This window comes from Shewanella ulleungensis (assembly GCF_014648315.1).
Classification (GTDB): domain Bacteria; phylum Pseudomonadota; class Gammaproteobacteria; order Enterobacterales; family Shewanellaceae; genus Shewanella; species Shewanella ulleungensis.
Genome location: NZ_BMQW01000002.1, coordinates 236,001 through 259,642 on the forward strand (window position 1 = coordinate 236,001; position 23,642 = coordinate 259,642).

General features: G+C 40.3%; 16 protein-coding genes and 1 pseudogene. 8 read left to right on the forward strand and 9 right to left on the reverse strand.

The window, feature by feature from the left end; translation table 11 throughout:
* Positions 1–93: 93 nt before the first annotated feature.
* Together IEY40_RS04805 and fdhD are read right to left on the reverse strand one after the other, a co-directional pair.
* Complete coding sequence (locus IEY40_RS04805) at positions 94–2,439, reverse strand: FdhF/YdeP family oxidoreductase (RefSeq protein WP_188953879.1); 2,346 nt, start codon at positions 2,437–2,439, stop codon at positions 94–96.
* Positions 2,432–3,241 carry a formate dehydrogenase accessory sulfurtransferase FdhD gene (gene fdhD, locus IEY40_RS04810; protein WP_188953882.1) on the reverse strand — a complete coding sequence of 270 codons (810 nt, stop codon included), beginning with the start codon at positions 3,239–3,241 and terminating at the stop codon, positions 2,432–2,434. The genes IEY40_RS04805 and fdhD overlap by 8 nt, the downstream gene beginning before the upstream one ends.
* Before the next feature lie 146 nt (positions 3,242–3,387).
* Between fdhD and IEY40_RS04815 the strand changes: the two genes are divergently transcribed.
* From IEY40_RS04815 to IEY40_RS04825, 3 genes and pseudogenes are all read left to right on the forward strand, one after another.
* Positions 3,388–4,278, forward strand: a complete 891-nt coding sequence (locus IEY40_RS04815) for a LysR substrate-binding domain-containing protein (RefSeq protein WP_188953884.1) — start codon at positions 3,388–3,390, stop codon at positions 4,276–4,278.
* A gap of 206 nt (positions 4,279–4,484) precedes the next feature.
* The gene (locus IEY40_RS04820; RefSeq protein WP_188953886.1) at positions 4,485–5,699 is read left to right on the forward strand and encodes a dicarboxylate/amino acid:cation symporter; all 1,215 of its coding nucleotides are present in this window, start codon (positions 4,485–4,487) and stop codon (positions 5,697–5,699) included.
* Positions 5,700–6,241: 542 nt separating this feature from the next.
* Positions 6,242–6,628, forward strand: a pseudogene (locus IEY40_RS04825) (NUDIX domain-containing protein); the annotation flags it as partial.
* 64 nt (positions 6,629–6,692) lie between these two features.
* Here the strand turns inward: IEY40_RS04825 and IEY40_RS04830 are convergent.
* Genes IEY40_RS04830 through IEY40_RS04845 form a run of 4 tightly spaced genes read right to left on the reverse strand, consistent with a single transcriptional unit; the run spans position 6,693 to position 10,733 of the window.
* Entirely contained in the window at positions 6,693–7,940 is a 1,248-nt protein-coding gene (locus IEY40_RS04830; protein WP_188953888.1) for a glutamate-5-semialdehyde dehydrogenase, read from the reverse strand.
* On the reverse strand, positions 7,937–9,043 hold the full coding sequence (gene proB, locus IEY40_RS04835) for a glutamate 5-kinase (RefSeq protein ID WP_188953890.1): 1,107 nt from the start codon (positions 9,041–9,043) through the stop codon (positions 7,937–7,939). Before proB ends, IEY40_RS04830 begins: the two co-directional genes overlap by 4 nt.
* Before the next feature lie 13 nt (positions 9,044–9,056).
* Positions 9,057–10,553, reverse strand: a complete 1,497-nt coding sequence (gene putP / locus IEY40_RS04840) for a sodium/proline symporter PutP (RefSeq protein WP_188953892.1) — start codon at positions 10,551–10,553, stop codon at positions 9,057–9,059.
* Positions 10,554–10,556: 3 nt separating this feature from the next.
* Positions 10,557–10,733 (reverse strand): hypothetical protein, encoded by a 177-nt coding sequence (locus IEY40_RS04845; protein ID WP_188953894.1) that lies wholly within the window; start codon positions 10,731–10,733, stop codon positions 10,557–10,559.
* A 625-nt stretch (positions 10,734–11,358) separates the two neighbouring features.
* Here IEY40_RS04845 and acuR point away from each other — a divergent pair.
* From acuR to IEY40_RS04870, 5 genes are all read left to right on the forward strand, one after another.
* Entirely contained in the window at positions 11,359–11,991 is a 633-nt protein-coding gene (acuR, locus tag IEY40_RS04850; RefSeq protein WP_188953896.1) for an acrylate utilization transcriptional regulator AcuR, read from the forward strand.
* Between the two features lie 124 nt (positions 11,992–12,115).
* Positions 12,116–13,099, forward strand: coding sequence for an acrylyl-CoA reductase (NADPH) (acuI, locus tag IEY40_RS04855; protein ID WP_188953898.1), 984 nt, complete (start codon positions 12,116–12,118; stop codon positions 13,097–13,099).
* Between the two features lie 264 nt (positions 13,100–13,363).
* Entirely contained in the window at positions 13,364–13,801 is a 438-nt protein-coding gene (locus IEY40_RS04860) for a response regulator (RefSeq protein ID WP_188953900.1), read from the forward strand.
* Complete coding sequence (locus IEY40_RS04865; protein ID WP_188953902.1) at positions 13,794–15,533, forward strand: putative bifunctional diguanylate cyclase/phosphodiesterase; 1,740 nt, start codon at positions 13,794–13,796, stop codon at positions 15,531–15,533. Before IEY40_RS04860 ends, IEY40_RS04865 begins: the two co-directional genes overlap by 8 nt.
* 45 nt (positions 15,534–15,578) lie before the next feature.
* Positions 15,579–18,473, forward strand: coding sequence for a PAS domain S-box protein (locus IEY40_RS04870; RefSeq protein ID WP_188953904.1), 2,895 nt, complete (start codon positions 15,579–15,581; stop codon positions 18,471–18,473).
* Positions 18,474–18,549: 76 nt separating this feature from the next.
* Here IEY40_RS04870 and IEY40_RS04875 read toward each other — a convergent pair whose 3' ends face one another.
* The 3 genes from IEY40_RS04875 to IEY40_RS04885 are packed head-to-tail and all read right to left on the reverse strand — an operon-like array spanning position 18,550 to position 23,199.
* Positions 18,550–20,592 carry an EAL domain-containing protein gene (locus tag IEY40_RS04875; protein ID WP_188953906.1) on the reverse strand — a complete coding sequence of 681 codons (2,043 nt, stop codon included), beginning with the start codon at positions 20,590–20,592 and terminating at the stop codon, positions 18,550–18,552.
* A 4-nt stretch (positions 20,593–20,596) separates the two neighbouring features.
* Positions 20,597–21,118 carry a YfiR family protein gene (locus tag IEY40_RS04880; RefSeq protein WP_487250657.1) on the reverse strand — a complete coding sequence of 174 codons (522 nt, stop codon included), beginning with the start codon at positions 21,116–21,118 and terminating at the stop codon, positions 20,597–20,599.
* A gap of 17 nt (positions 21,119–21,135) precedes the next feature.
* Positions 21,136–23,199, reverse strand: a complete 2,064-nt coding sequence (locus tag IEY40_RS04885) for a TonB-dependent receptor plug domain-containing protein (protein WP_428848143.1) — start codon at positions 23,197–23,199, stop codon at positions 21,136–21,138.
* Between the last annotated feature and the right edge of the window lie 443 nt (positions 23,200–23,642).

The window sequence follows — 23,642 nt, forward strand, 5'->3', positions numbered from 1 at the left end:
CGCAAATGGCATTGGTATTTTTTATTGGCTAGCGTTTAGTGATAAAGCCCAGAGCTAACTGCGCTGAGCTTTATAAAGAATAAGTGACCGGGTTTATACCTGAGCCACATTAATGACCTGTTTGGTTGAAGCCGTAATTACTACAGGGATTGATTTTGAGGTTGGGGTGTAAGAGTCAATGCCGACACTGTTAATAGACACTAGAGGATTAGTTTCTGGATAATAAGCGGCGATATTACCTTGTGGGATATCGTAAAATACGAGGCTAAATCCAAACACTTTACGAACAACATTGTCATTAGCAACAGATTGTAAATCAACTAACTGAGCTTCAACTAGGTTGAGTTTTTTTGCGTCTTGTGGATTGATAAATAATACGTTACGTTTGCCTTTAATACCTCTGTATCTGTCATCCATACCGTAAATTGTTGTGTTGTACTGGTCATGTGAACGTAAACTTTGCAATAATAATATAGGCTGTTGCGTGGGGCGTGCATCATGCAATTGTGCATAACTAGAACAATCGGCAACCACCGAGTCAGGCAGACGGCTTGGATTAAACTCTGCGCGTTTTGTGTTGGTGTTCCATACTAGATTAGCCGCACTATTACCTAAATAGAATCCAGCAGGCTGTTCAATACGTTGATTAAAATATTCAAAGCCGTTTATGGTATTTTGAATTAGCTGGCGAATAAGTCTGTAATCATCACGTAAGGCTAACCAATCAATTTTTGTGGAAGTCTGTTGAGTATCTGCTCGCAAGCGAAAACGTCGGTGTTGAAACGTCGCATTGGCCATTTGGGCAACGATGTCAATTTCAGACAAGCATAACTCTGAAACCGGTTCGGTCATCCCGGTTGAGGCATGTACCATACTGAAGGTGTCTTCAACGGTAATTTTTTGAATGCCGCAGCGCTGGATATCTAGCTCTGTTCTGCCTAGGCAAGGCAAAATGAGCCCATCTTGTGTCACTTGTAAATGGCTGCGATTAAGCTTGGTACTAATTTGCACGTTGAGCTCTGTATTACGTATGGCTTGATAAGTAAAGTCTGTATCTGGGGCCGCTGCAGCTAGGTTGCCGCCCAAGCAAATCAGTACTTTACTGTCTTTTGATTTTAGCGCTTTCAGCGCATCTACTACATTGTGACCTGCCTGGCGTGGCAAGCGAGTACCAAGGAAGTTATCAAAGTGAGCGATAAACTCTGCTGATGGCTTTTCATTTATGCCCATTGTGCGATTGCCTTGAACATTACTGTGACCACGAACAGGGCACAATCCAGCACCTTTTTTACCTATTTGGCCACATAGTAGATGTAAATTGACTACTTCTCGGATAATGTCGACAGAGTGTTTGTGCTGGGTTAATCCCATTGCCCAACAACTAATGACGGTTTTACTGTCACTGAATATCGTTGCCGCTTTGATTATGTCAGCTTTTGTGAGCCCAGATTGCAGCTCGATTTGTTGCCAGCTGGTTTGCTTTACGCTGTGTTGGTATTCTTCAAAAAAGGCACTGTGTTGCTCAATAAATTCATGATCAATTTTGTCTTGGCGCTGTTCAATAATGTATTTTGTCATACCGCGCACAGCCGCCATATCACCACCTAATTTAGGGGTTAAGTATTGATGACTGATGTTAGTGGCTGCAGGTGTTAATAACTCTATTGGGCTTTGTGGGCTGGCAAATTTTTCTAACGCGACTTCTTTAAGATTATTAAAGGTCACAATTTTACAGCCATGTTTAGCAGCTTTACGTAACGCATTCATCATCCGTGGGTGATTTGTCCCTGGATTTTGGCCAAACACAAAAATGGCTTCAGCGTCATCAAAGTCATTTAATACCACAGTGCCTTTACCAATACCTATGGCTTTTATTAGTGCGACGCCACTGGCTTCGTGACACATATTGGAACAGTCTGGAAAATTATTAGTGCCATATAAACGGCCAAATAATTGATAAAGGTATGATGCTTCATTACTGGCACGGCCAGAGGTATAAAACTCAACTTGGTTAGGACTAGACAGGCTATTGAGCTTATCGGCAATAATGCTAAATGCGTCGTTCCAGCTCACTGGTTCATAGTGATCGGTTATTGCGTTGTAGCGCATTGGCTCAGTTAATCTGCCTTGATATTCGAGCCAATAATCGGTTTGCTTGGCTAGTTGGCGTACCGAATGCTCAGCAAAAAACTCACTGCCAACACCTTTTCCTGTTGATTCCCATGCAACGGCTTTGGCGCCATTTTCACAAAATTGAAATGCGCCCTGCTTGTTGTCGCCCCATGCACAACCTGGGCAGTCAAACCCATCGGTTTGATTAACGCGTAATAAATTTTTGAGATTTTGCTTGGTGCGTTGGCTACGTAATACATGGCTTAATGTGGCTTGTATTGAGGGAAAGCCACCGGCTTTGCTAGGTTTTTGGATATGGTTAGGCATTAATGGCTCCGAATGGACTAACAGGCAGACTGCTTAAATTGACTTTGGCTTGAAAATTAGAGTAATAAATTGGTGCTGAATACTTAGGGATATGAATAATATTGAGGTTGTACTTTAACGCCAGTTTTACCGCCAACTGGCTGGGTGACGCTAAACTAATTAAGTTATTTACGCCTAGTAACACCGCTTTATGGATGAGCTCACTGCTGCAACGGCTGGTCATTAATAATGCGTTGCACTCAGACAATGAGCTTGGCTGTCTAACTAACATACCGATTAATTTATCTAAGGCATTGTGACGGCCGATGTCTTCACGGCAAGCAATGATGTTGCCCTGGGCATTTAAGGCTAAAGCCGCATGAATGGCACCGCTTTGTTGAGCTTTGAGTTGATGCTCTTCAATTTGCAGTTTGAGGGCGTCGACATCCAATAATTCAATTGGGCGAGTAAGCGGTAATGTCGTTAATTCAGGAAGCGCATGGGTAATAGCTTCTACGCCACAAATACCACAACCTGTTGCACCTATTAGTCGACGCTTTTTACTGCTTAATGCGTATAAACAGCGATTTGCGATAGTGATATCGATACTAAATCCATGTTCAGACTGACTAACTTGAATGTCGTGTACATCATGATCATGTTGAATTATTGCTTCAGAAAAGAGGAAGCCAATCGCAAAGTCTTCAATGTTGTCTGGAGTAATCATCATCACGGCATAATTGATGCCATTGAGGTTAATTGCCGCAGCGGCTTCTTCTACTAAGTGTTCAATTGACGGCGACCATTTGTATGACGCATTCATGCTTTTAGACCTAAAACTTGAGGTGGGTCACATTTTAAGAGGGGCTAATATACAATGCCAATCAAACTATTTTATACATTGATAGTTTTTATCTATCAATATCGATAAGTTAATAGTCTTTTTTATTTTAAGGTGTAAACGACAATATGAACCTACGGCAGTTACATTACTTCCACGAATTAGCAAAATTTAAGCATTTTGCTAAAGCCGCTAAGGCTTGCCATATTACTCAACCGACGTTATCTGCCAGTATTAATGCACTAGAAAAACGCTTTGACACTGAACTGGTAGTTCGTGGCAGTCAATTTGTGGCACTAACTGAGGCGGGAAGTGTTTTACAGCAATATGCAGAAAAGATGTTGCTAGATGAAGCTGCATTGAAACAGGAGATTAGCGCCTTTAGCGGCCCGCTAAAAGGGGCAATTAATATTGGGATTGTACCGCAATCTAGCGTCGATATTATGCCCATCATTAAACACTTTACCGAGTTGCACCCGGATATTTCGATTAAGTTACTGGTTACCACAAATGAAAAGCTCATTGAACAACTGACATTACATCAAGTCGATATTGGCTTAGGTTTTGACGAAAATATCACTGAATCAAGCCGCAGACAGTTTGATTTTTATCCTCAGCCTAGTCATCCTTTGGCGGTTTTGTCACCCCAAGCATTAACGCTCAATCCCGAAGTATTTCAACAAGCTATGCTATTAAGTGAGTTGCAATCATCACCGTTAATATTACTAAGTCAAAACATGCAATTTAGGCAGTATATTGATAACGCGATGGAAAAAGCAGGTGGTAGTTTTAATATCGTCTTAGAAACGGATTCGCTGTTTCATCTCGTCAGTGCAGTAAAGCAGGGCTTAGGTTATGGCATTGTCAGTGGCGGTATTGCCATGTCAGCTAAGCAATTGCACAACCTGCATGCTCAAACCTTGTTAGATGTTGAATCCGGCGACACGGTATTCATGACCCGTAAATACAGTGTTTCTGTAGCGATGAAAGCGTTTATTGGTTTGATTGCTACATCCTAATGTCACTATGATTAAGAGCAACTATAATCATGAGGTTATCGATGCGCTTGTAAAAGCTTGATAACCTATGGCTCGTGTTACAGGTGAAATTTTTGGGATTGGTATCATTTCTATTTTGTGTCATATTTTGTCGTAATTTAAAGGGTTTAATTTTTGTTTTGGCTTTCTCTATCAAGTGGGGTTAGCTTTCATTTTTAGGAATTGATATGTTGAGTAGCCTACGTGCTTACCGCTCGTCCATTATTTTATTAAGTGCGTTACTCATCGGTGGCCTTTTTGGTGGCTTGTTTCCAGAGTGGGCAATTAAACTCAAACCGATTGGGCAGATATTTCTTAACTTGTTGTTTATGATTATCGTGCCATTAGTTGCGGTGAGCGTGATGTCGTCAATTGCTCATATGACCGACTTAAAAAAGTTAGGTGCGATATTAATGTCGATTATGGCGGTGTCGATTGTGATGGCGATTGTGCCATCCGTTGGGGTGGTGTTATTAGCACTAGCGTACGATCCTGCACAAGGTGTGACTTTAGATTTAGCCAACACGATAGATGCGGCTTCTGGCAGTATGGATTTCGTAAGCTTATTAACCACTAATGATTTTGTTGGGCTGTTATCTAAGTCGAATATTTTAGCGTTAATTATTATGTCGGTGATTGTTGGCGTCGCCATTGGTCAGTCTGGTGAAGATGGCCTAAAAGTCAGCCGCATGTTAGACAGCTTAAATACGGTTATCATGAAAGTCATTTCAATATTAATGTATGTCGCCCCCATTGGTTTAGGGGCTTATTTTGCCGCAACTATGGCCAGCCAAGATACAGAATTAATGGGTACCTTTGCCCGTGCTGTTGGATTATTTTTTGTTGCTATGGCGCTGTATTTAACCGTGGGTTCAACGCTATATGCGTGGATTGGTGGTGGGGTAAAAGGGGTAAAGCAATTTTGGCAACATATGCTTGAGCCTGCCGTCACCGCTTTGGGAACTAGCTCATCTTTAGCCACATTACCAGTGACCATTCGCAGTGCCGCAAAGATGGGCTTGAATGAGCAGATTGCTGAAATTAGCTTACCTCTGTTAGTCAATTTAAACAAAGGTGGCGCTGCTGCAATTACCGCGTTAAAGATTGTGTTTATCTATTCGTTATTAGGGCTCGATTTCACTACCGACGTATTTATGCTGACCATTTTGATTTCGGTGTTGTCGGCTTTTGTTATTGGTGGCGTACCCGGTGGGGCATTTTTAGGTGAAATTTTTATTGTGACTACATTAGGGCTACCTATGGAGGTGATCCCGATTTTAGTGGTGATAGGGGCGATTACTGATGCCGCATCAACAGTGATAAATGTGGTACATGACTTAACCGCAACACAAATTATTGAGCGGATTAACGGCAAGCATTATCAAAACAGTGCCATTGAATAACCCATAAAAATAGCCGCCAATGTTTATATTGTTGGCGGCTTCGTCTTCGGGAGGGAGCCTGATTGTTGAATCGTAGTGCCTAGCAACGTATGATGCGTTTTTTGATTTAACCTCTAAGCCTCAATTCAAATACTATGCGTCATTTAACCACTAGTTATCATCCTGATACGCCTCAAGAGTTTATCCAAAATAATCAAGCGACCATGCTAACGCGTTTAGCGGCGAGAGCGATTGTGCTGCGAGATAATCAGATTTTGATGTTGGATACCCAATCAACCTGAAGATGCTCGATTTCAGCAAGAATTTACACGCGTTTAGGCAAGGCATTGATTGCGGGTAATGGTTGTTCCCTTTCCAAAATCAATAACGCAGCATAAACGCGTGTAAAACTTGCCCTCTGGGAGTTTCACCGTGTTCCCACTACGTTGTTGCGCTAATTTTTAAGGTACCTACATTACTACATTAACGCGCCTAGTATTGAAAACACGGTGAAGCTCTGAAACACGTATCTTCAGGTCGATTGGGTATTTACCCAGCGCTATCATGACTACTCGTTACCCGGTGGCGGTGTTGATGACGGTGAGCATATTGAGCAGGGCTTAATCCGCGAGTTACAAGAAGAAACCGGCGCGCAAGTGGTGGGTGATGTCATTTCGTTTGGCTTATATCAAGAATATCGTCCATGGCGCAGAGATGGCTTTGAGTCGGTAAACATGCTGTCTTACTGTTATGTGTGCACAATTGCTGATGAGCTCGCTGAGCCGCAGCTTGAATCGCATGAAATTAGCAATGGAATGACACCGGTATGGATGGATATTGATGCCGCGATTCAACATAACCTCGACACGATGGCAAACAGCAACAAAAAAGGCCTCTCGATAGAACGAGAGACCTTTTTATTAAAGCTGATTAAACAAGAGTTATTATAGGTTTGTCACCCTTTTATCAGCTTGTATTTATCAGTTTGTGTTAACAGACTGATGCTAGATAAGTTTACGCGCGCACTTGGCCGACACCACTTACAAGGTACTTTTCAGTGGTGAGTGACTCTAGTCCCATAGGGCCGTAAGCATGAAGCTTACTGGTAGCAATGCCAATTTCTGCGCCAAGACCCAGCTCGCTGCCATCAGAGAAGCGAGATGATGCATTCACCATCACCACTGAGGCATCAACAGTGCGTTGGAACCGCGCCGCAGTCACCTCATTTTGAGTACAAATCACTTCGGTGTGATGGCTACCAAAACGACGGATATGGTTAATCGCGCCATCGAAGTCATCCACTTGCTTAATGGCAATTTCAAGGTCTAAATATTCCTGGCCAAAATCATCATCACCCATCACATTGCAAGCCGTAAAGTATGACTTTGCTTGCTCACATGCATTAATCGTCACGTTATGTTCTGCTAGTGCACTAGCGACTTTAGGTAAAAAGGCTGCCGCAATATCTTTATGGACAATCAGTCCCTCTAACGCATTACACACACCAGTGCGTTGGGTTTTACCGTTTAGCAGTAATGACAATGCGATATCAAGATCGGCTTCCTTATCGACGTACAAGTGACAAACACCTTTAAAGTGCTGAATTACAGGCACTTTACTGTTGTCAGTTACAAAGTTAATTAAGCCTTCGCCACCACGTGGAATAATGACGTCGATATATTCGCGTTGTTGCATTAGTTCGAGCATCAATGCACGATCTGGGTCGGGCACGACGGTGATTAACGCTGGCGGTAACTGATACACTTCGAGTACTTTTTGTAAAATAGATGCAATCATTTTGCTCGAATGTAACGCCTCTTTACCGCCACGCAGAATGACGGCATTGCCTGACTTGAAGCACAGTGCTCCAGCATCGGCGGTCACATTTGGGCGAGCTTCATAAATCATGCATACAACACCTAAAGGAACACGCATTTTACGAATGCTTAAGCCATTAGGCCTGTCGCCTAAATCACGTTGAATGCCAACTGGATCCGGTAGCGATGCCACAGTTTCAATACCTGCCGCCATAGATTCAATACGTTCATTGTTTAACGTTAGACGGTCTAACATTGCTGCGCCCATATTGGCACTTTCAGCATTCTCTAAATCCAATAAGTTAGCTTTAATAATTTCATCACTATGAGCGCGAAGTGCGCGTGCCATATCGAGTAGAATAGTGTTCTTTACTTGCTCATCTAATACTGCAAGTGTTTGCGCCGCAATGGCTGCGTTTTGAGATAAGGTCTTAATCAAGCTCATATTTTCTCCAAAATGGCGATGTTTTTATCTGAAATCAATGGACCGGTTTTCTGTTGCGCATTATTGGCAAACTCGCGGTCTTCTTGATCAGAAATAAAGTGAAGTAAGCAACTACTGTAATTTGATTTAGCTTTTGCCAATTTAGTGCCATCGCCTTTGCGCACTAGTACAGTATCACCGACGGAAAAGTTGCCTCTAACGGCCACTACATCGTCACTGGTGAGTTGCGTATCATGTTCTTCAAGGTCAGCGTTAAAATCGTTTTCAACAATTAATTCACCTTGTACCTGTGAGGTATGAGTCATCCAATGTAAGTGCTCCTGCATTGGTACATCATATGGGGTAAATAACGTACCCGGGTTTTGACCTTTTAATAACTGGTTAAAGGTGTCTGCATCGAAACCGTCAACAATCATGGTTTCAATTCCGTGAGAAATCGCCTTCTCTGCAGCTTGTATTTTTGTACGCATACCGCCGGTACCCACGCTGCTGGTGGCGCCGCCTGCCATGTCGTAAATATCTTGGTTGATGTCGCTAACTTGTTTTATCAGCTTGGCATCATCATGTAGATTCGGGTTTTTTGTGTACAAGCCTTTTACGTCAGAACAAATAATGAGTGCATCAGCATCAGCTGCTGCAGCAACCATGGCCGACAAATTATCATTGTCACCTACGCGTAACTTATCAGTTGTAACGGCATCATTTTCGTTGATGATGGGTAACAAACCGTGGTCTAACAGGGTAAAAATGGTGTCTTTAATACTGACATAGCGCTCACGATCACGAAGATCGCCATGAGTCACAAGCAACTGAGCTGAAGGAAAGTCAAATAACTTATCCCAAGTGGCCATCATGTCTGCTTGACCTGCTGCAGCCATCGCTTTTTTAAGTGATACGCTTGGTTCTGCCGTGTCTTGGAACCGATGTTTACCAGCTGCAACTGAACCTGATGACACTAATACTACTTGGCAGCCTTGGGCACGACATGTAGCAATAAATTGTGCAATACCCAATAGATAATGACTGCTACAGCCTTGTTGATGAGGCGCAATAAGTGCACTGCCTACTTTAACGACAATGCGTTTCCAATGTGAAGTTGACATTATATTCTCTCGGTTATTTCTGCTCAGCTAATACGCGGCCGGCTTCATGGAAGGTATCAACTGTTTTTTCGCAAGGATCGGTATCGATAGCACTAGTAACCCAAATGACGACGCTGCTGACAATAAAGCCAGGGATCATTTCGTACATCACGCTCGATAACACTTTTCCGTCGGCAAGTACTGGTGCATATATCCAAAATAGAACAGTGGCAGCACCTGAAACAATGCCCGCAACGGCCGCTTTGTGGGTTAAATTATGCTTGTAAAGGCTAAATAAAATTAATGGTCCAAAGGCCGCACCAAAACCTGCCCAAGCATTACTGACTAGAGATAAAATACTGTTTGAACGGTCAAGTGCTAATAGGCTTGCTACTATAGCTACGCCTGCTACACCGTAACGGCCCATTTTCACCATTTCTTGTTCTGTCGCTTCTTTTTTAGAAACAACACGATAAATATCTTCAGTGAGTGAGCTTGATGACACTAATAGTTGTGAGGAAATGGTACTCATAATCGCGGCTAAAATTGCTGCAAGCAAGAAACCACTGATTAAAGGATTAAACAGTAATTCTGAAAATACAATAAAGATGGTTTCAGGATCACTTATTTTCATATCGAACTTATTTGCATAAGCGATACCGACAAGACCTGTAGCTAGCGCACCAATAATAGTGACAGTCATCCAGCTCATGCCAATTCGACGGGCAATTTTGATGTCGGATACTGAACGAATCGCCATAAAACGAACAATAATGTGCGGTTGGCCAAAATAACCTAAGCCCCAAGATAAGCTAGAAATTAAACCTAACATGGTGACGTTTTGCATGCCTTCAGAAAAGTGTGGAATAGATTCGTAAGCAAAGTTCATCATTTTGTCTGCGCTTGTAAACTCTTGATAGGCGACTACAGGCACCAAAACTAAGGCTACAAACATAATACAACCTTGAACAAAATCCGTTAGGCTCACCGCTAAAAAGCCGCCCAGTAAGGTGTATGATACAACTACACCTAAAGTAACCACCAATCCTAACTCGTAACTTAAGTCAAATGCTGAAACAAATAATTTACCGCCTGCGACTAAACCCGCTGAGGTGTATAGGGTAAAGAAAATAACAATAATCACGGCTGCGATAATACGAACATTACTGTTAGGAGCATGGAAGCGCTTAGCAAAAAACTCAGGGATAGTGAGTGCGTTATTTGCCACTTCGGTATACACCCTCAGTTTAGGCGCCACAACGAGGTAGTTAACCAAGGCACCAATTAATAATCCCAGTGCAATATAAATGGTTTCGAATCCCACCAAAAACATCGCCCCAGGTAAACCCATTAACATCCAACCACTCATGTCAGATGCGCCAGCAGATAAAGCAGTGACCTGCGGGCTAACCTTGCGGCCGCCAAGAATGTATCCAGATACATCACTAGTCGACTGCTTGTAGGCAAACAAACCAATGCCAAGCATGACCAGAAAATAGATAGCTAACGAAACGTAGGTTAAGTAATGCATGAACTACTGGCCCCCTAACGCTTTGTTATTTTGAATCCCATTAGGTTTCAACATGACAAAGAGATAGGTACTTAAAATAGCAAATAAGCACAGTAATTGTGTGGCATCTTTAAGCTTGAGTATTGATTTATTCCAAACTTGTGTGATGAGATTTTCTTCCGTCTGAATGTCTGCTGACATTGTGCCCTCCTGAGCGTGTAAATCGTGTGTTTCTATAAACTGATGGGTATAAATAACCACAAAAAAACCACTACAATAGTTAGTGGTCTAATTATATTAACACAATATGATGTTGAGTTTCCAATTTAATACTCGGTGATTAACTCTTTGCAGGGCTATTTCAACTAATTTTCCGAGGTGTTGAGCAAGAAGACTGTGCCGTACAGAGATGAGTCAATGCGGCCATATCGGTCATGCACAGAGTATAGTGACAAGACGGTTTTCACAGTAAAAAATTGTGTAAGGCTCTATTTACACTGAGCTGTGGAGAGTATGGCTTAAATGTAAATGGTTAGGTTTATGGCTTTATAGCTTGCCAGTTGTGATTTTTTTAATGATTTATTCGCGATTTAAATGTCGAAATATGTTGTAAACATTGATGTTAAATTAAATTAATATAAATTAAATCATTACAGTTCAAATTATTTTAATAATAACTAAATAAAAGTATCATATTACTGTAGCGCCACAAGCTCAGTGGGTTACAGCAACATGAACGGACAGATCTATGTATAAATATTGTGTTCACTCACATTTTTACTATTGATGATTGCATTTAAATAGACGATCAGTCTAATATAATTGGATGAATATAAATAACACCAAACCTCGCAGAGGCAGACCGCCAAAAGTCTCTAGAGATAACCCAGATACTCGCGCTGCATTAATCCGCAGTGGTTTAGAACAATTAACTGAGCATGGATTTGCTGCGTCAGGGATTGAACCTATTTTAAAAAAGGTTGGAGTGCCGAAGGGCTCTTTTTACCACTACTTTGCCAGTAAAGAGGTGTTTGGTCAGATCGTCTTGCAAAATTATGCTGACTATTTTTTGGCCAAATTAAAAACGCATTTGTTGGACGAGTCGAATGATCCTTTGGCTCGCATCCGTCATTTTGTTGCAGATGCCAAGGCGGGTATGACCCGTTATCAATTTAAACGTGGTTGCCTTGTGGGTAACTTGGGTCAAGAGGTTGGTATGTTACCTGAAAGCTTTAGGCCCCAGCTAATTGCAATATTTGTTAGTTGGCAACATTGTTTAGCAGATTGCCTTGAGGCAGCTAAAACACAAGGACAAATCGCGGCTAATGCCAACTGCCTGTTGTTAGCAGAAAACTTTTGGGTCAGTTGGGAAGGGGCCGTGAGTCGCGCTAAGTTAGTTGAAGATGGTTCACCACTAGATAACTTCTGTGATCTTTTTATGGCGGCATTACCCAAGTAGTTTGATTGTCACTATGGTAAATCTGCGCTTAAAGTGTGGAAAACAAGTACTCTCAAATGCAGTTCAAACGAGATAAAAATTTTTTAACTATTAATAGACGATCAGTCTAAATTAGGAGCGAATAATGTTTAATGCAATGTTAATCGAGAAAGATGATCAAGGTTACCGCACTATAGTTAAGTATGTGGATGAATCTGTTTTACCAGAAGGTGATGTGACCGTTAAGGTGCTTTATAGCACGCTAAACTATAAAGATGCACTGGCGATTACTGGTAAAGCGCCTGTTGTTCGCAGCTTTCCTATGGTGCCAGGTATTGATTTAGTCGGCGTGGTTGAGCTGTGTGACAGCGATAAGTTTAATGTAGGCGATACGGTGTTATTAAACGGTTTTGGCGTAGGTGAAGTTCATTGTGGCGGGTTAGCGACTAAAGCGCGTTTAAAAAGTGATTGGCTTATTGCATTACCAAAAGGATTTACACCGCGCCAGGCTATGGCAATTGGTACGGCTGGTTACACGGCAATGCTCTGTGTTATCGCACTTGAAAAAAATGGTATCACGCCAGATAAAGGTGAGATTTTAGTGACAGGAGCTAATGGCGGTGTAGGCAGTTTTGCTATCGCTATTTTAGCCAAATTAGGATACACGGTCGTCGCATCTACGGGTCGAGTTGATGAAAGTGATTATCTTAAAAAACTCGGCGCCAGCGAGATTATCGACAGAGCGACGTTATCCGAACCCGGTCGCCCATTAGCTAAAGAGCGTTGGGCCGGAGCCGTTGATTCTGTTGGCAGTCACACTTTAGCTAACGTATGTGCCAGTACCAAATATGGCGGTGCCGTTGCCGCTTGCGGGCTTGCTCAAGGAATGGATTTACCTGCGAGTGTGGCTCCATTTATTTTACGCGGCATCACTCTTGCTGGTGTTGACAGTGTTATGCGACCTATTGCCGATAGAGTCGAAGCCTGGCAACGTTTAGCTGACATTATTGACCCTGCGGTATTTGATGACATCGTGCAAGAAGTCAGTTTGCTTGAAGCATTGAGCGTGGCAAGTGACTTAATGGACGGTAAAGTACGCGGCCGCGTTGTAGTTGATGTTAATCGGTAATAAGCCCTGATATTTTGGGTTAAAACCTTATTTCATTTTGTCTAAAAGCTTGAAAGAAAGTGTTGAATAAAAGTCCACTTGAACTCGTGGGCTTTTTTATTAGTATAAGCTATTATGAATATAGATATTTCGCTCACTATAAAGGGCTTGTCTTCACCTTTTATTAAAAGTGAGAAAGCAATACTGCGATTGTATTGTCCTAGTCGCAGATATTATTGTAGAGCACGGTGTTGCTAAGTTAATTTCAAGGATTGAGAGCTGCTTATGAATGGAACTGAATTACAACATAAACATGTGACAATATTCATCATAGACGATGATGATGTTGATGTTTTAGGCATAGAAAGAGCCCTCAAGAAACTTAAAATTGCCAATCCAACTATTCGAGCTAGAGATGGTATAGAAGCGCTCGATTTACTGCATAGAAATGCAATCCCCAAACCTTTCATTATATTACTTGATATCAACATGCCACGGATGGGCGGTATCGACTTTTTAAAAACGATTCGCGCCGACGATACTCTCTCAGATAGCGTTGTGTTTATGCTAACAACTTCAAGTGATGATCAAGATAAAACCCTCGCTTATAAAAAAAATGTAGCGGGTTACATGGTCAAAAAACAAGTCGGGGAGTCATTTTTAAATATCGTGAGTATGTTAGGCCACTATTGGCGTGTAGTGGAGTTACCAGCACATGAATAATACAGCAGCCAATCTTGAACAACCTATTACATTATTAATTATTGATGATGATTCTATCGACAGAAAATCTATTCGGCGTGCCCTGATGTCGAGCCATCGACCTATTTTTATTATTGAAGCGCAAACAGGTGAAGAAGGAATACACCAGTTTGACAATAACATGGTCGACGTCTTATTGATTGATTACCGCTTACCAGATATGGATGGTTTAGTATTAATTAAAAAGCTATTAATGCGTAAAAAGAACGATGCAACCATCATTATGGTGAGTCAGCATGAGGACGAGATTTTATCATTAAATGCACTCAATGTAGGCGCGCATGATTTTATATTAAAAACAGAAGTGAATGCGGATCGGTTAAATCGCACAATTCGCCAAGCACAACATCGCCAGTTTCTTGAAGGCGTTGTGCGTGAAAAAAATAACGCCTTAGAATGGCTTGCTAAAAGGGATTCACTTACTCAATTAATCAATCGATATACGTTTGAGAAAACCCTCAAAGATGCATGTGATAGAGTACTGTTTACGGCTTCAAATATCGCGCTATTCTTCATTGATTTAGACAACTTTAAAAAAGTGAATGATTTTTTAGGGCATACTGTTGGTGATAAATTATTGCAAACAGTAGCAGCTAAATTGACATCTGTTGTAAATGAAGGCGATTGTTTAGCTAGGCTTGGTGGAGATGAGTTTGTTATTTTGGCTCAAGGTATCAATGATGAGCAACAAACTAAGATTATTGCCAATAATGTTATAAAAGCACTGAATACTCCCTTACAAGTTGGTAATCATTGTTTTTCGATTACAGCAAGCATTGGAGTGTCAATGTTGGGGCAATTTGCCGATAGCCCTGAGTCAATGATGAAATGTGCAGATATTGCCATGTACAAAGCAAAACAAACCGGCCGTAATAAAGTGTGTTTGTATAACGATAACCTGCACCAAGAAACACAGAGAAAAGCCCTTCTTGAACAAGATATTAATTTAGCGCTTGCATTAAATCAGTTTACCGTACATTACCAGCCGCAAATATGTGCAAAAACACAAAAGGTAAAAGGGGTTGAGGCATTAGTGCGTTGGCAACATCCTACTCAAGGTATGCTCAGTCCGATTATGTTCCTTGAGTTAGCCGAAGAGTTGAATCTTATCGGTGATATTGGTCAATGGGTACTGAATACTGCCTGTCATCAATTAAAACATTGGCAGCGTCAATATCACCTCAATGATGATCAGTTAAGCATGTCGGTCAACTTATCGACCTTCCAACTGCAAGATATTAATTTGCTCAACCTTGTGTCAGATGTGCTTGCATCTTGTGATTTATCTCCAAGTTGTTTGGAATTAGAAATCACTGAAAGTTCTATTATCCATAGTCCTGAAAACATTGTTGAGCGACTCCATGCTCTTACTCAGCAAGGGGTTAAATTATCTCTAGATGACTTTGGCACAGGTTACTCATCGATTAAACACTTACATCTATTTCCTATTCATTCGTTAAAAGTCGACAAAAGTTTTATTGCTGCTTATAAGCAAAAACAATCTCAAGATATAGTGCTTGAGGCCATGATTAAATTTGCTAAATATCTAGGTTTATCAGTTATCGCAGAAGGGGTCGAAACTGCGGAGCAACTTGCGTTCTGTCAAGCTCAGGGATGTGATTTAATACAAGGTTATCATTACTCAAAACCGATAAATGCTATTGATTTTGAATCTAAATATTTAGTTAAGTAATTAATCTGTTTATATGCTTTATTACTGAAATTCATCGAGATTATTATGTTAAAGCATTTTCCGTTATTGTTTAAATTCAAACTTCATTCATTATCGATGATTATGTTGTTAGCCGTTATGTTCATGCTGGCGCTGTGCCATATTGTTTATTGGCATCAAATGGACATCATTAAAAATGATCTCGATGTTGTATCTCATGCAAAAGCTAATTTGTTAGGTGAGCAGATTGAGCATTTAAAGCGTGAAGCGCTATTTTTATCTAACCTCGCTGATTCAAAAGCCATTGCAGAGTTGAGCCAAACCCCAATCCTTAAGACTGAACAACAAGGTCGATTACAGTATCATATGGATGCGTTAACCGATGTATTTATGCATTATATGCACAGTATCCCGAACTTAAATCAATTGCGCTTTATCGATAATCAAAGCGGACTTGAAAAAATTAGGGTTGAACGTCGCAAAGAGCAATTATTCATTATCCCTCCAGCATCTTTACAGCAAAAAAACACCAGAGATTATTTTATTCAAACCACTAAATTAAATATTGGCGAGGTTTATGTGTCGCCCATTAATTTAAATCATGAAAATGGCGCGTTATCATTTCCCTATTTGCCTGTTATCCGTGTAAGTACGCTCGTGAGTGGCACTTCTAGTCAATATCCGCGAGGGCAGATTGTTATCAATGTATTAGCTGAATCATTATTTAATCGTTTAGTTATTGATTCGGTTTATTTTGGTACTGATATTCACATGTACCTAGTCAATGAAGAGGGGGATTATTTATTTCATCCAGATAACAGCAAAACTTTTGGATTTAACCGTGGACAACGATATACCTTTGAAGATGAGTTCAAGCGTGTTGACGAAGGGATGTATACCACTCATGGAGATACATCATTACTGAGCTGGTTAAATGTTTCTTTGGTATCGAAAGCTAACATTTATCTTGATAATCAACAGCGGCGAAAAGTCGTGGTCATCGCAATGGCTAACAATGATGAAGCGAAGAAACAAACCGTGTTAGTTGTGTTTTGGTATTGGGTCGTTATTGGAATACTGATACTGATCTTTAAAAACATCAGAAAAGATATTGAGCTTAATGCAAAGCAGTTACATCTAGATACAGTGTTGATAATGGAACAAGAGCTCAATTCCATTTTGAGCCACGCTCCCAGCGGTATTATGGTGGTAAATAGTCAGGGGGTTATCACTCTAGCCAATACTCAAATAGGCCGAGTTTTTGGCTATTCACAAGCAGAATTGTTAGGTAAATCGATGGCTGTACTATTACCTGCTAGATTTTGTAATATACATCCTGATTTTATGCAAATGTTCTTTGCCGCCCCCGAAGCAAAGCTTATGGGGAGCGGACGAGAAGTTTACGGTTTGCATAAAACCGGTATAGAAGTACCACTTGAAATAGGCTTGAGTGTTATTGAGTACAAAGGCGAGTTACAAGCAATTTGTAGCGTCGTTGATATTTCGTTAAGAAAACAGTTTGAGCATTTATTTGAACGAGTTGTTGATACGTTACCTAATGCTGTTTTATTAGTCGATTATAACGGGGTGATAGAGCTCGTTAATAAAGAAACTGAAACATTATTTGGCTACTCGCGAGGTAAGTTATTAGGGCTGAATATCGATATGTTAGTGCCTGAATCATTTCGCGATCATCATTTAGGATGGCGAAAATCATTTTTCAACCAAGTAGAAGATACTGTTGAGAATGAGCGATATGATATTAATGGCTTATGTAAAGACGGCCGCGAGTTTCCTTTATCCATAGGTTTGTGTACGTTAGAAACTCATAAAGGTAAAAAGTTACTTTTATCTATAGTTGACTTAACTGAGCATGAACGCAAAACTAAAGCGATTAGCAAACTTAAGGATAACCTTGATCGCACCAGCAAAATGGCTGGGATTGGCGGTTGGGAACTGGACCTTATTACCCAAACTCTTTTTTATTCAGAAGAGACATACCACATTTACGGCTTGTCACCAGGCTCATCCTTAACCGTTGAACAAGCCATTGATTTTTATACCCCAGAATCACAACCTATTATTCGTCAAACCTTGGCTGAAGCCATTGAGACTGGCAAAACATGGGATGTTGAAGTGCGCTTTATCAATGCCAAAGGCAAGATTATTTGGGTGAGAGTGATGGGCACTATTGAATATGAAAATGGCAATGCTGTTAAGCTTGCTGGCACGATACAAGATATATCCGAACGTAAGTACTACCTTGAGGAGTTATCTAGAAGTAACGCCGAATTACACAATTTTGCTTACGTTGCGTCTCACGATCTTAAATCTCCTTTACGCGGAATTGATCAGTTAGCAAGTTGGTTAGAAGAAGATTTACAAGGCAAACTGGACGACGAAGATGCTGAACACTTACGGTTAATGCGAGGGCGGATTAATCGCATGGAGAAATTACTCGATGATCTGCTTGCATATTCAAGAGCGGGTAAAAAAGATGATGTTATTCATACTATTAATATTAAGGATGTTGTCGAAAATGTGTTTGACCTATGCAATATCCAAAATAGCTTTACGTTAATATTTAACTCAACGGTCGAGAGTCTCACTACTGCGAGTGTGCCATTAGAGCAAGTTTTGCGTAATTTAATTAATAATGCCATTAAGCATCATGATTCTGGCCACGGTACTGTGTGGGTTTCTGTGGTGGCTGATGAGCGATTTTATACTTTCTCGGTCTCAGATGATGGTCCTGGGATCCCGGCACAGTATTCTGAAAAAGTGTTTACCATGTTTACCACCTTAAAACCCAGAGACGAGGTTGAAGGAAGTGGTATGGGGCTAGCTATTGTTAAAAAAATAGTGCTTGCTGTGGGGGGCAATATTCAACTTGATACAGTCGTAGGTAAGGGCGCTAATTTTATTTTTACTTGGCCTATTGATATGCATACCGAGTATTAAACTCAACGCGGTAAAACGGTGTGATAATTACAGCGGATTAAATATCGTGTGGTCAGTAAAGCGCAGTCAGAACAGATTAGTTGGCTCTTAAGGCTAAAGGGGTGACGTATAAATCGGTAAACTGAGCGCTAGGCATTGGCTTGGCGAATAAAAAACCTTGCAAGTAATCACACGACAATTGTTGGAGTAATTGGTGTTGTCCTTGGGTTTCAACCCCTTCTGCTACTACTTTTACTTTTAAGTGGCGGGCCATGGTAATAATGGCTCTGATTAAAGCAATGCTATTTTCGTTGGTTTCCATGTGTTGAATAAAAGAACGATCAATCTTTAAAATATCGATATCTAAGCGTTGTAAGTAGGCCAAAGATGAGTAGCCTACGCCAAAGTCATCAATTGCAATGTCGATACCACAGTCACTTAATCGGTGCAGTTGTTGTTGGATTGGGGAATCTGGATCCATCAAGGTGTTTTCTGTGATCTCGATAATGATGGTATCTCTTGGTAAACCAATTTTATTGCAAGCCAAAATCCAATTGTCTACCCATAATCCCGCACGATCAAATTGTAACGGTGAGCAGTTAACGCTCACTTGCGTGACTTTTCCGGTTAATCTAAACCAGTGAGCAGCATCTTTAATGGCTCTGTCTCTGACCCAGTCTCCAATCTGTTCAATTAAGCCATTTTGTTCTGCAATAGGAATAAACTCATTTGGACCAAGTAACCCTTGTTGCGGGTGTAGCCAACGGATCAGGGCTTCTGCTTTTGTTACATTAATGCCATCAAGGTCAAAAATTGGTTGGTAATACAATATAAATTGATCTTCTTTAAGCGCAATGCGGATTTCTTCAATAATTCGGCGTTTCTCTATAGCTTGCTCCTCAATGACGTAGGAGAAAAACTCGTAACGATTGCGCCCTTTGCTTTTTGATAAGTACATGGCTTGGTCGGCATGTTTGACTAAGTCTTCAACACTACGGCCATCAGCTGGGTAAAAAGTTAACCCGATACTACCGGTAACATGTACTTGTGAGCCATTGATATTAATGCTCTGCATTAGGCTATTTTTGACTTTTTGAGCTATTTCAGTCGCTCGCTCAACATCGTTGATGCCTTCTATGATCAAAGTAAACTCATCACCGCCAAGCCTTGCCACTGTATCATTAGCACGTACGCAATTTTGTAAGCGCTTGGCAACTTGATGTAGCAGTAAGTCGCCATAATCATGCCCTAATGTGTCATTAACTTCTTTAAAGCCATCTAAATCGATAAAGATTAATGCAAATTGCATGTTATTGACTTCAATTAATGATTGTAGTTTTTTATAAAAGTAACGACGGTTAGGTAAGTCGGTTAACCCGTCTTGGTATGCAAACTCATGTAATTGAATATTGGCCTTTTCAAGCTCTTTAGTACGCAGTTTGACTTGGCTTTCGAGTAACGTCTCGCGCTGCTCTATGGTGTCTAGCATGCTATTAAAACATGTGGTCAATTGGCCTATTTCATCATTAGATTGCTCTGTTGCGCGTAAGGTATAATCATTTGATGTAGTAATTTTTTCAGAAATTTCAGAAAGGTAAAGGATTGGGCTTAAAAATATTCGTCTTAATATTAACGATAAAAATAAACTTACGGCAAATGTGGAAAGTAATAGTAGCAGTAAAAATTTTCCATAAAATTGTATTCTGTCGTTGATATAGCTGTCGTCTGCAATGATAAATAACTCACCATAGCCTTGATTATCTAATGATAATGGCGTGATAACTTTAGTGAGCTTGCTAGTTTCATTTAAACTTGTTTTATCAATGTTTGGCGCGGTTGATTCAGCCAAGATGTTTCCGTCAATATTGGTGACGGTAACTGAAAGAATATCAGATCGTGATAATACCGGTTTTATGAGCTCTTTAATGGCGTCTTGGTCATCAAATAATAATGCCGCTGTTATGTTTGGTGACAACATATTAGAAACGCTTTCTAAGCTTTCGATTTGTTCGCGCTTAGCTGAGGTGAGTTCATAGGCGCTAAATACCAAAGCCACAGAGATAGTCGATACAATGGCTACACTCATTAACATTATTAATAACTTTTTACTAATGGTGTCGATACTAAATAGTGATTTCATGACGTTATAGTTCCACTACTCGGCCTAAGCGCAATACTTTTGAACTCATAGTAATTTGAGCGGCAGTGAGCTTTTCCGGCGAGACCTCAAAGCGAATTTTACCACTTGATAGAAAAAATCGGATTTGCCCACCTTGAGTAATAAAATCCTCAGTTTCTCCTACTATCATGATGTTATTTAATTTACCTAAAGTGGAATTAAGCCACTGATTCAAGGTGTCCGAAGTAATAAACAGTACTTGGCACTGACTTAGGTCTGCATCTGTTAACGACACTGTTTTAGTTGATATGGGTAAGTTATTTACTTTTCGATTACTTAAAACTGTACTTGCGATGTCTATAAAATCACGGTCTGGGCTACAAAGTACAAAATGATCAACGGCGTTGCTTGTGTCTGTCCATTCACTGTAACGAGCAAAATTAAATAAGAATCCAGCTTTAAGTGCATATTCGGTATCAATAGCATTCACGCTTTGGCTTTGAATAAGCAAAAGCGGTAACGTTAAACCTAAGAACACTCGTTTTATTTTTTGCATCGAATGAGTTAAAACTTCGCTATTAATTTAAATGTAACACTCTCATCGATGTAATTTGGCAAGGTGAAAGTTTCCCCTGTATTACTGTACTCGATGTGTGAACCTGCAAATAAATTTTTGCCCATAATGGCTGCTGACCAGTTTTGATGAAATGCCCATTGCCAAGTTAAGTCTAACGCAGTGTAATTATCGACGTCGTAAGCATTACTATTTTCAACTCTTATTGATGCAAATAGACGATGATTATCGAATAGTTCGATATCTGTTTTTGCAAATAACTGTCGACTTTTTGAGTCATATCCAATCGCTGGGAAGGTATTTTCAGCAAGATCATAGTTAAAGGTATTATAGCTATAGCCTAGTTCTGCATTGAATATGTCAGAGGGTTGCCAAGTTAAAATAATATCGCCTCCATTCGTGGTGACCTGAGCATTTGATACGATATCAAAATTGATTGAAGTAGTCGTTAAGCTTTGCATTGCTAAGTCGAGTTGACCCGCTTGAAGTAACCCAAAGATAGGTAAGAATTGTTCGATATTACTATCAACTGTAATTGCAATGACGTCTTTGGCTTTCGTGTGATACGCCGATAAATCTAATGCCCAAGAGCCTTGAGTGAGGCGATATCCTACTTCGTATGATACTGATTTTTCTGACTTAACGTTCTCATTACCGTTCAAATACGTCCTGATGTAATATTTATCGATAGCGTTAATTCCAGTTGTGATTGGAGACACTTCATCAACTCGTTGACCGTCAATCGTAAAGTCGTCATTAAACTCAATTAAAGAGGGCACACGGACACTTTTAGAAATTGAAGTCCATATCACCTGATTTTTTTGTGGTTTCCACACGAGTCTGGCTAATGGTTGATTTTCCCAGCCGGTTAAATCGTTATGCTCAACTTTTGCACCTACAATGATGTCTAGTTCGTCAGCGATTAAGCTGTATTGCCCTTGAATTAATGCGCCATATTGATGCAGCGTATTGTAACCACCATCACTGCGAACAAAACTGCTTTCAGCAAATGATATGTCGTTATAGCGGTAGTTAAGGCCCCAGTCTAATTTCAAGTCGTTGTACAAAAAGTTCATTTGGTAATCGATATCAAACGATTCAAAATGTTCTTGTAAAAATGTTTGGCTGCCAGATTGTTTTAACCAAGAGGTTTGGAGCATTTGATTGGCATTTGCTGAAATACGATTTTCAATGCGCGCCATAACACGCGAGTCGGTTCTATCTAAATCGTCGGTAAAGGAGATATTACGGTTAGTTTCATCGATAACACCACGAAAATTTTGACCTAAGGACGATTGAGTTATGTTTCCTTGTATTAATCCAGACCACTCATCATTTGGAGTAAAATCAAATCGAACTCCTGCAGATTGCTGTTCAGTAAAGTCTGCTGGCTCTAGAGATATGCCTTTATCTGATTCATCGCCATCTCTAACATGACCATAGAGTCGAAAACTGCCTTTATTACCAATATCGCTACCATATCGTAAATTTACATCATGATTTATTTGGCTGCCACTGCTCACATCGGCATATACACCGCGTGTGTCAATACTGTTTTTGGTGATGATGTTTATGACACCATTATTGGCATTGCTGCCCCACAACAGACCACCTTGTCCGCGTATAACTTCAATGCGTTCTATATCGTATAAAGGGACATTGAGGGTTTCCCAATAAACAGCCGCGAACTTAGGTGTATAAAAACTTTGCCCATCTATCATTACTAATAACTTAGCTGAAAAACGAGAGGCGACTCCACGAGAGGTGATTGCCCATTGGTTGTTGTCGAGTTGCCTGACCACAAGCCCAGGAACTAACTTTAATGCTTCTGGGATTGAGGTTGCACCTGAATGAGTTATTTGTTCTTTGGTTAAGACATAAATAGAAGATGCGGTATCAAATGCTGATTGAGCTCGTTTCATTGCCGAAGTGACTTGTACATCCATTGCCATTAGTGAGTCGAGATCTAAATCAAGATCGCTAAGAGGCTCTTCTGCAATAACGTAAGGGGAAACGAGTAGGGTTCCAAGCAATAATCTGTTTACAATCTTCAATGTCTTACCCTTAATGCACTTCATGTTAAGCTCTGGTTGAGCATGATTAACATGTGTCGTAAGTGTTAATTAATAAATTGCCGAACCTTAACTCAGCCAGGTTATCTTAATCGCAATATTAGCGAGCAATGTTATTATTTTTGTTAATTTTTATGTTTTTACTTGCTCATTGTATCAGCTAACTCTCTGAGATAATGAACTATGCTTCATTAAAATCATACTTTATAGCTACTTTGATAACTTACTCTGAGTTAACACGAATGTAATGTATTTTTGAGGCATTATAAGTCAAACATCACAATGGTTAGATAAATTGTATGTAATTATTTCGGCATATAGACAGATGTTTAATTGGTTGCTTAAATATCACTCATGTCTTTGTTGTATTCATGTTGATATTTTTCGTGCTGGTAACTGGGGTTATTATCACAATTATTGTTATG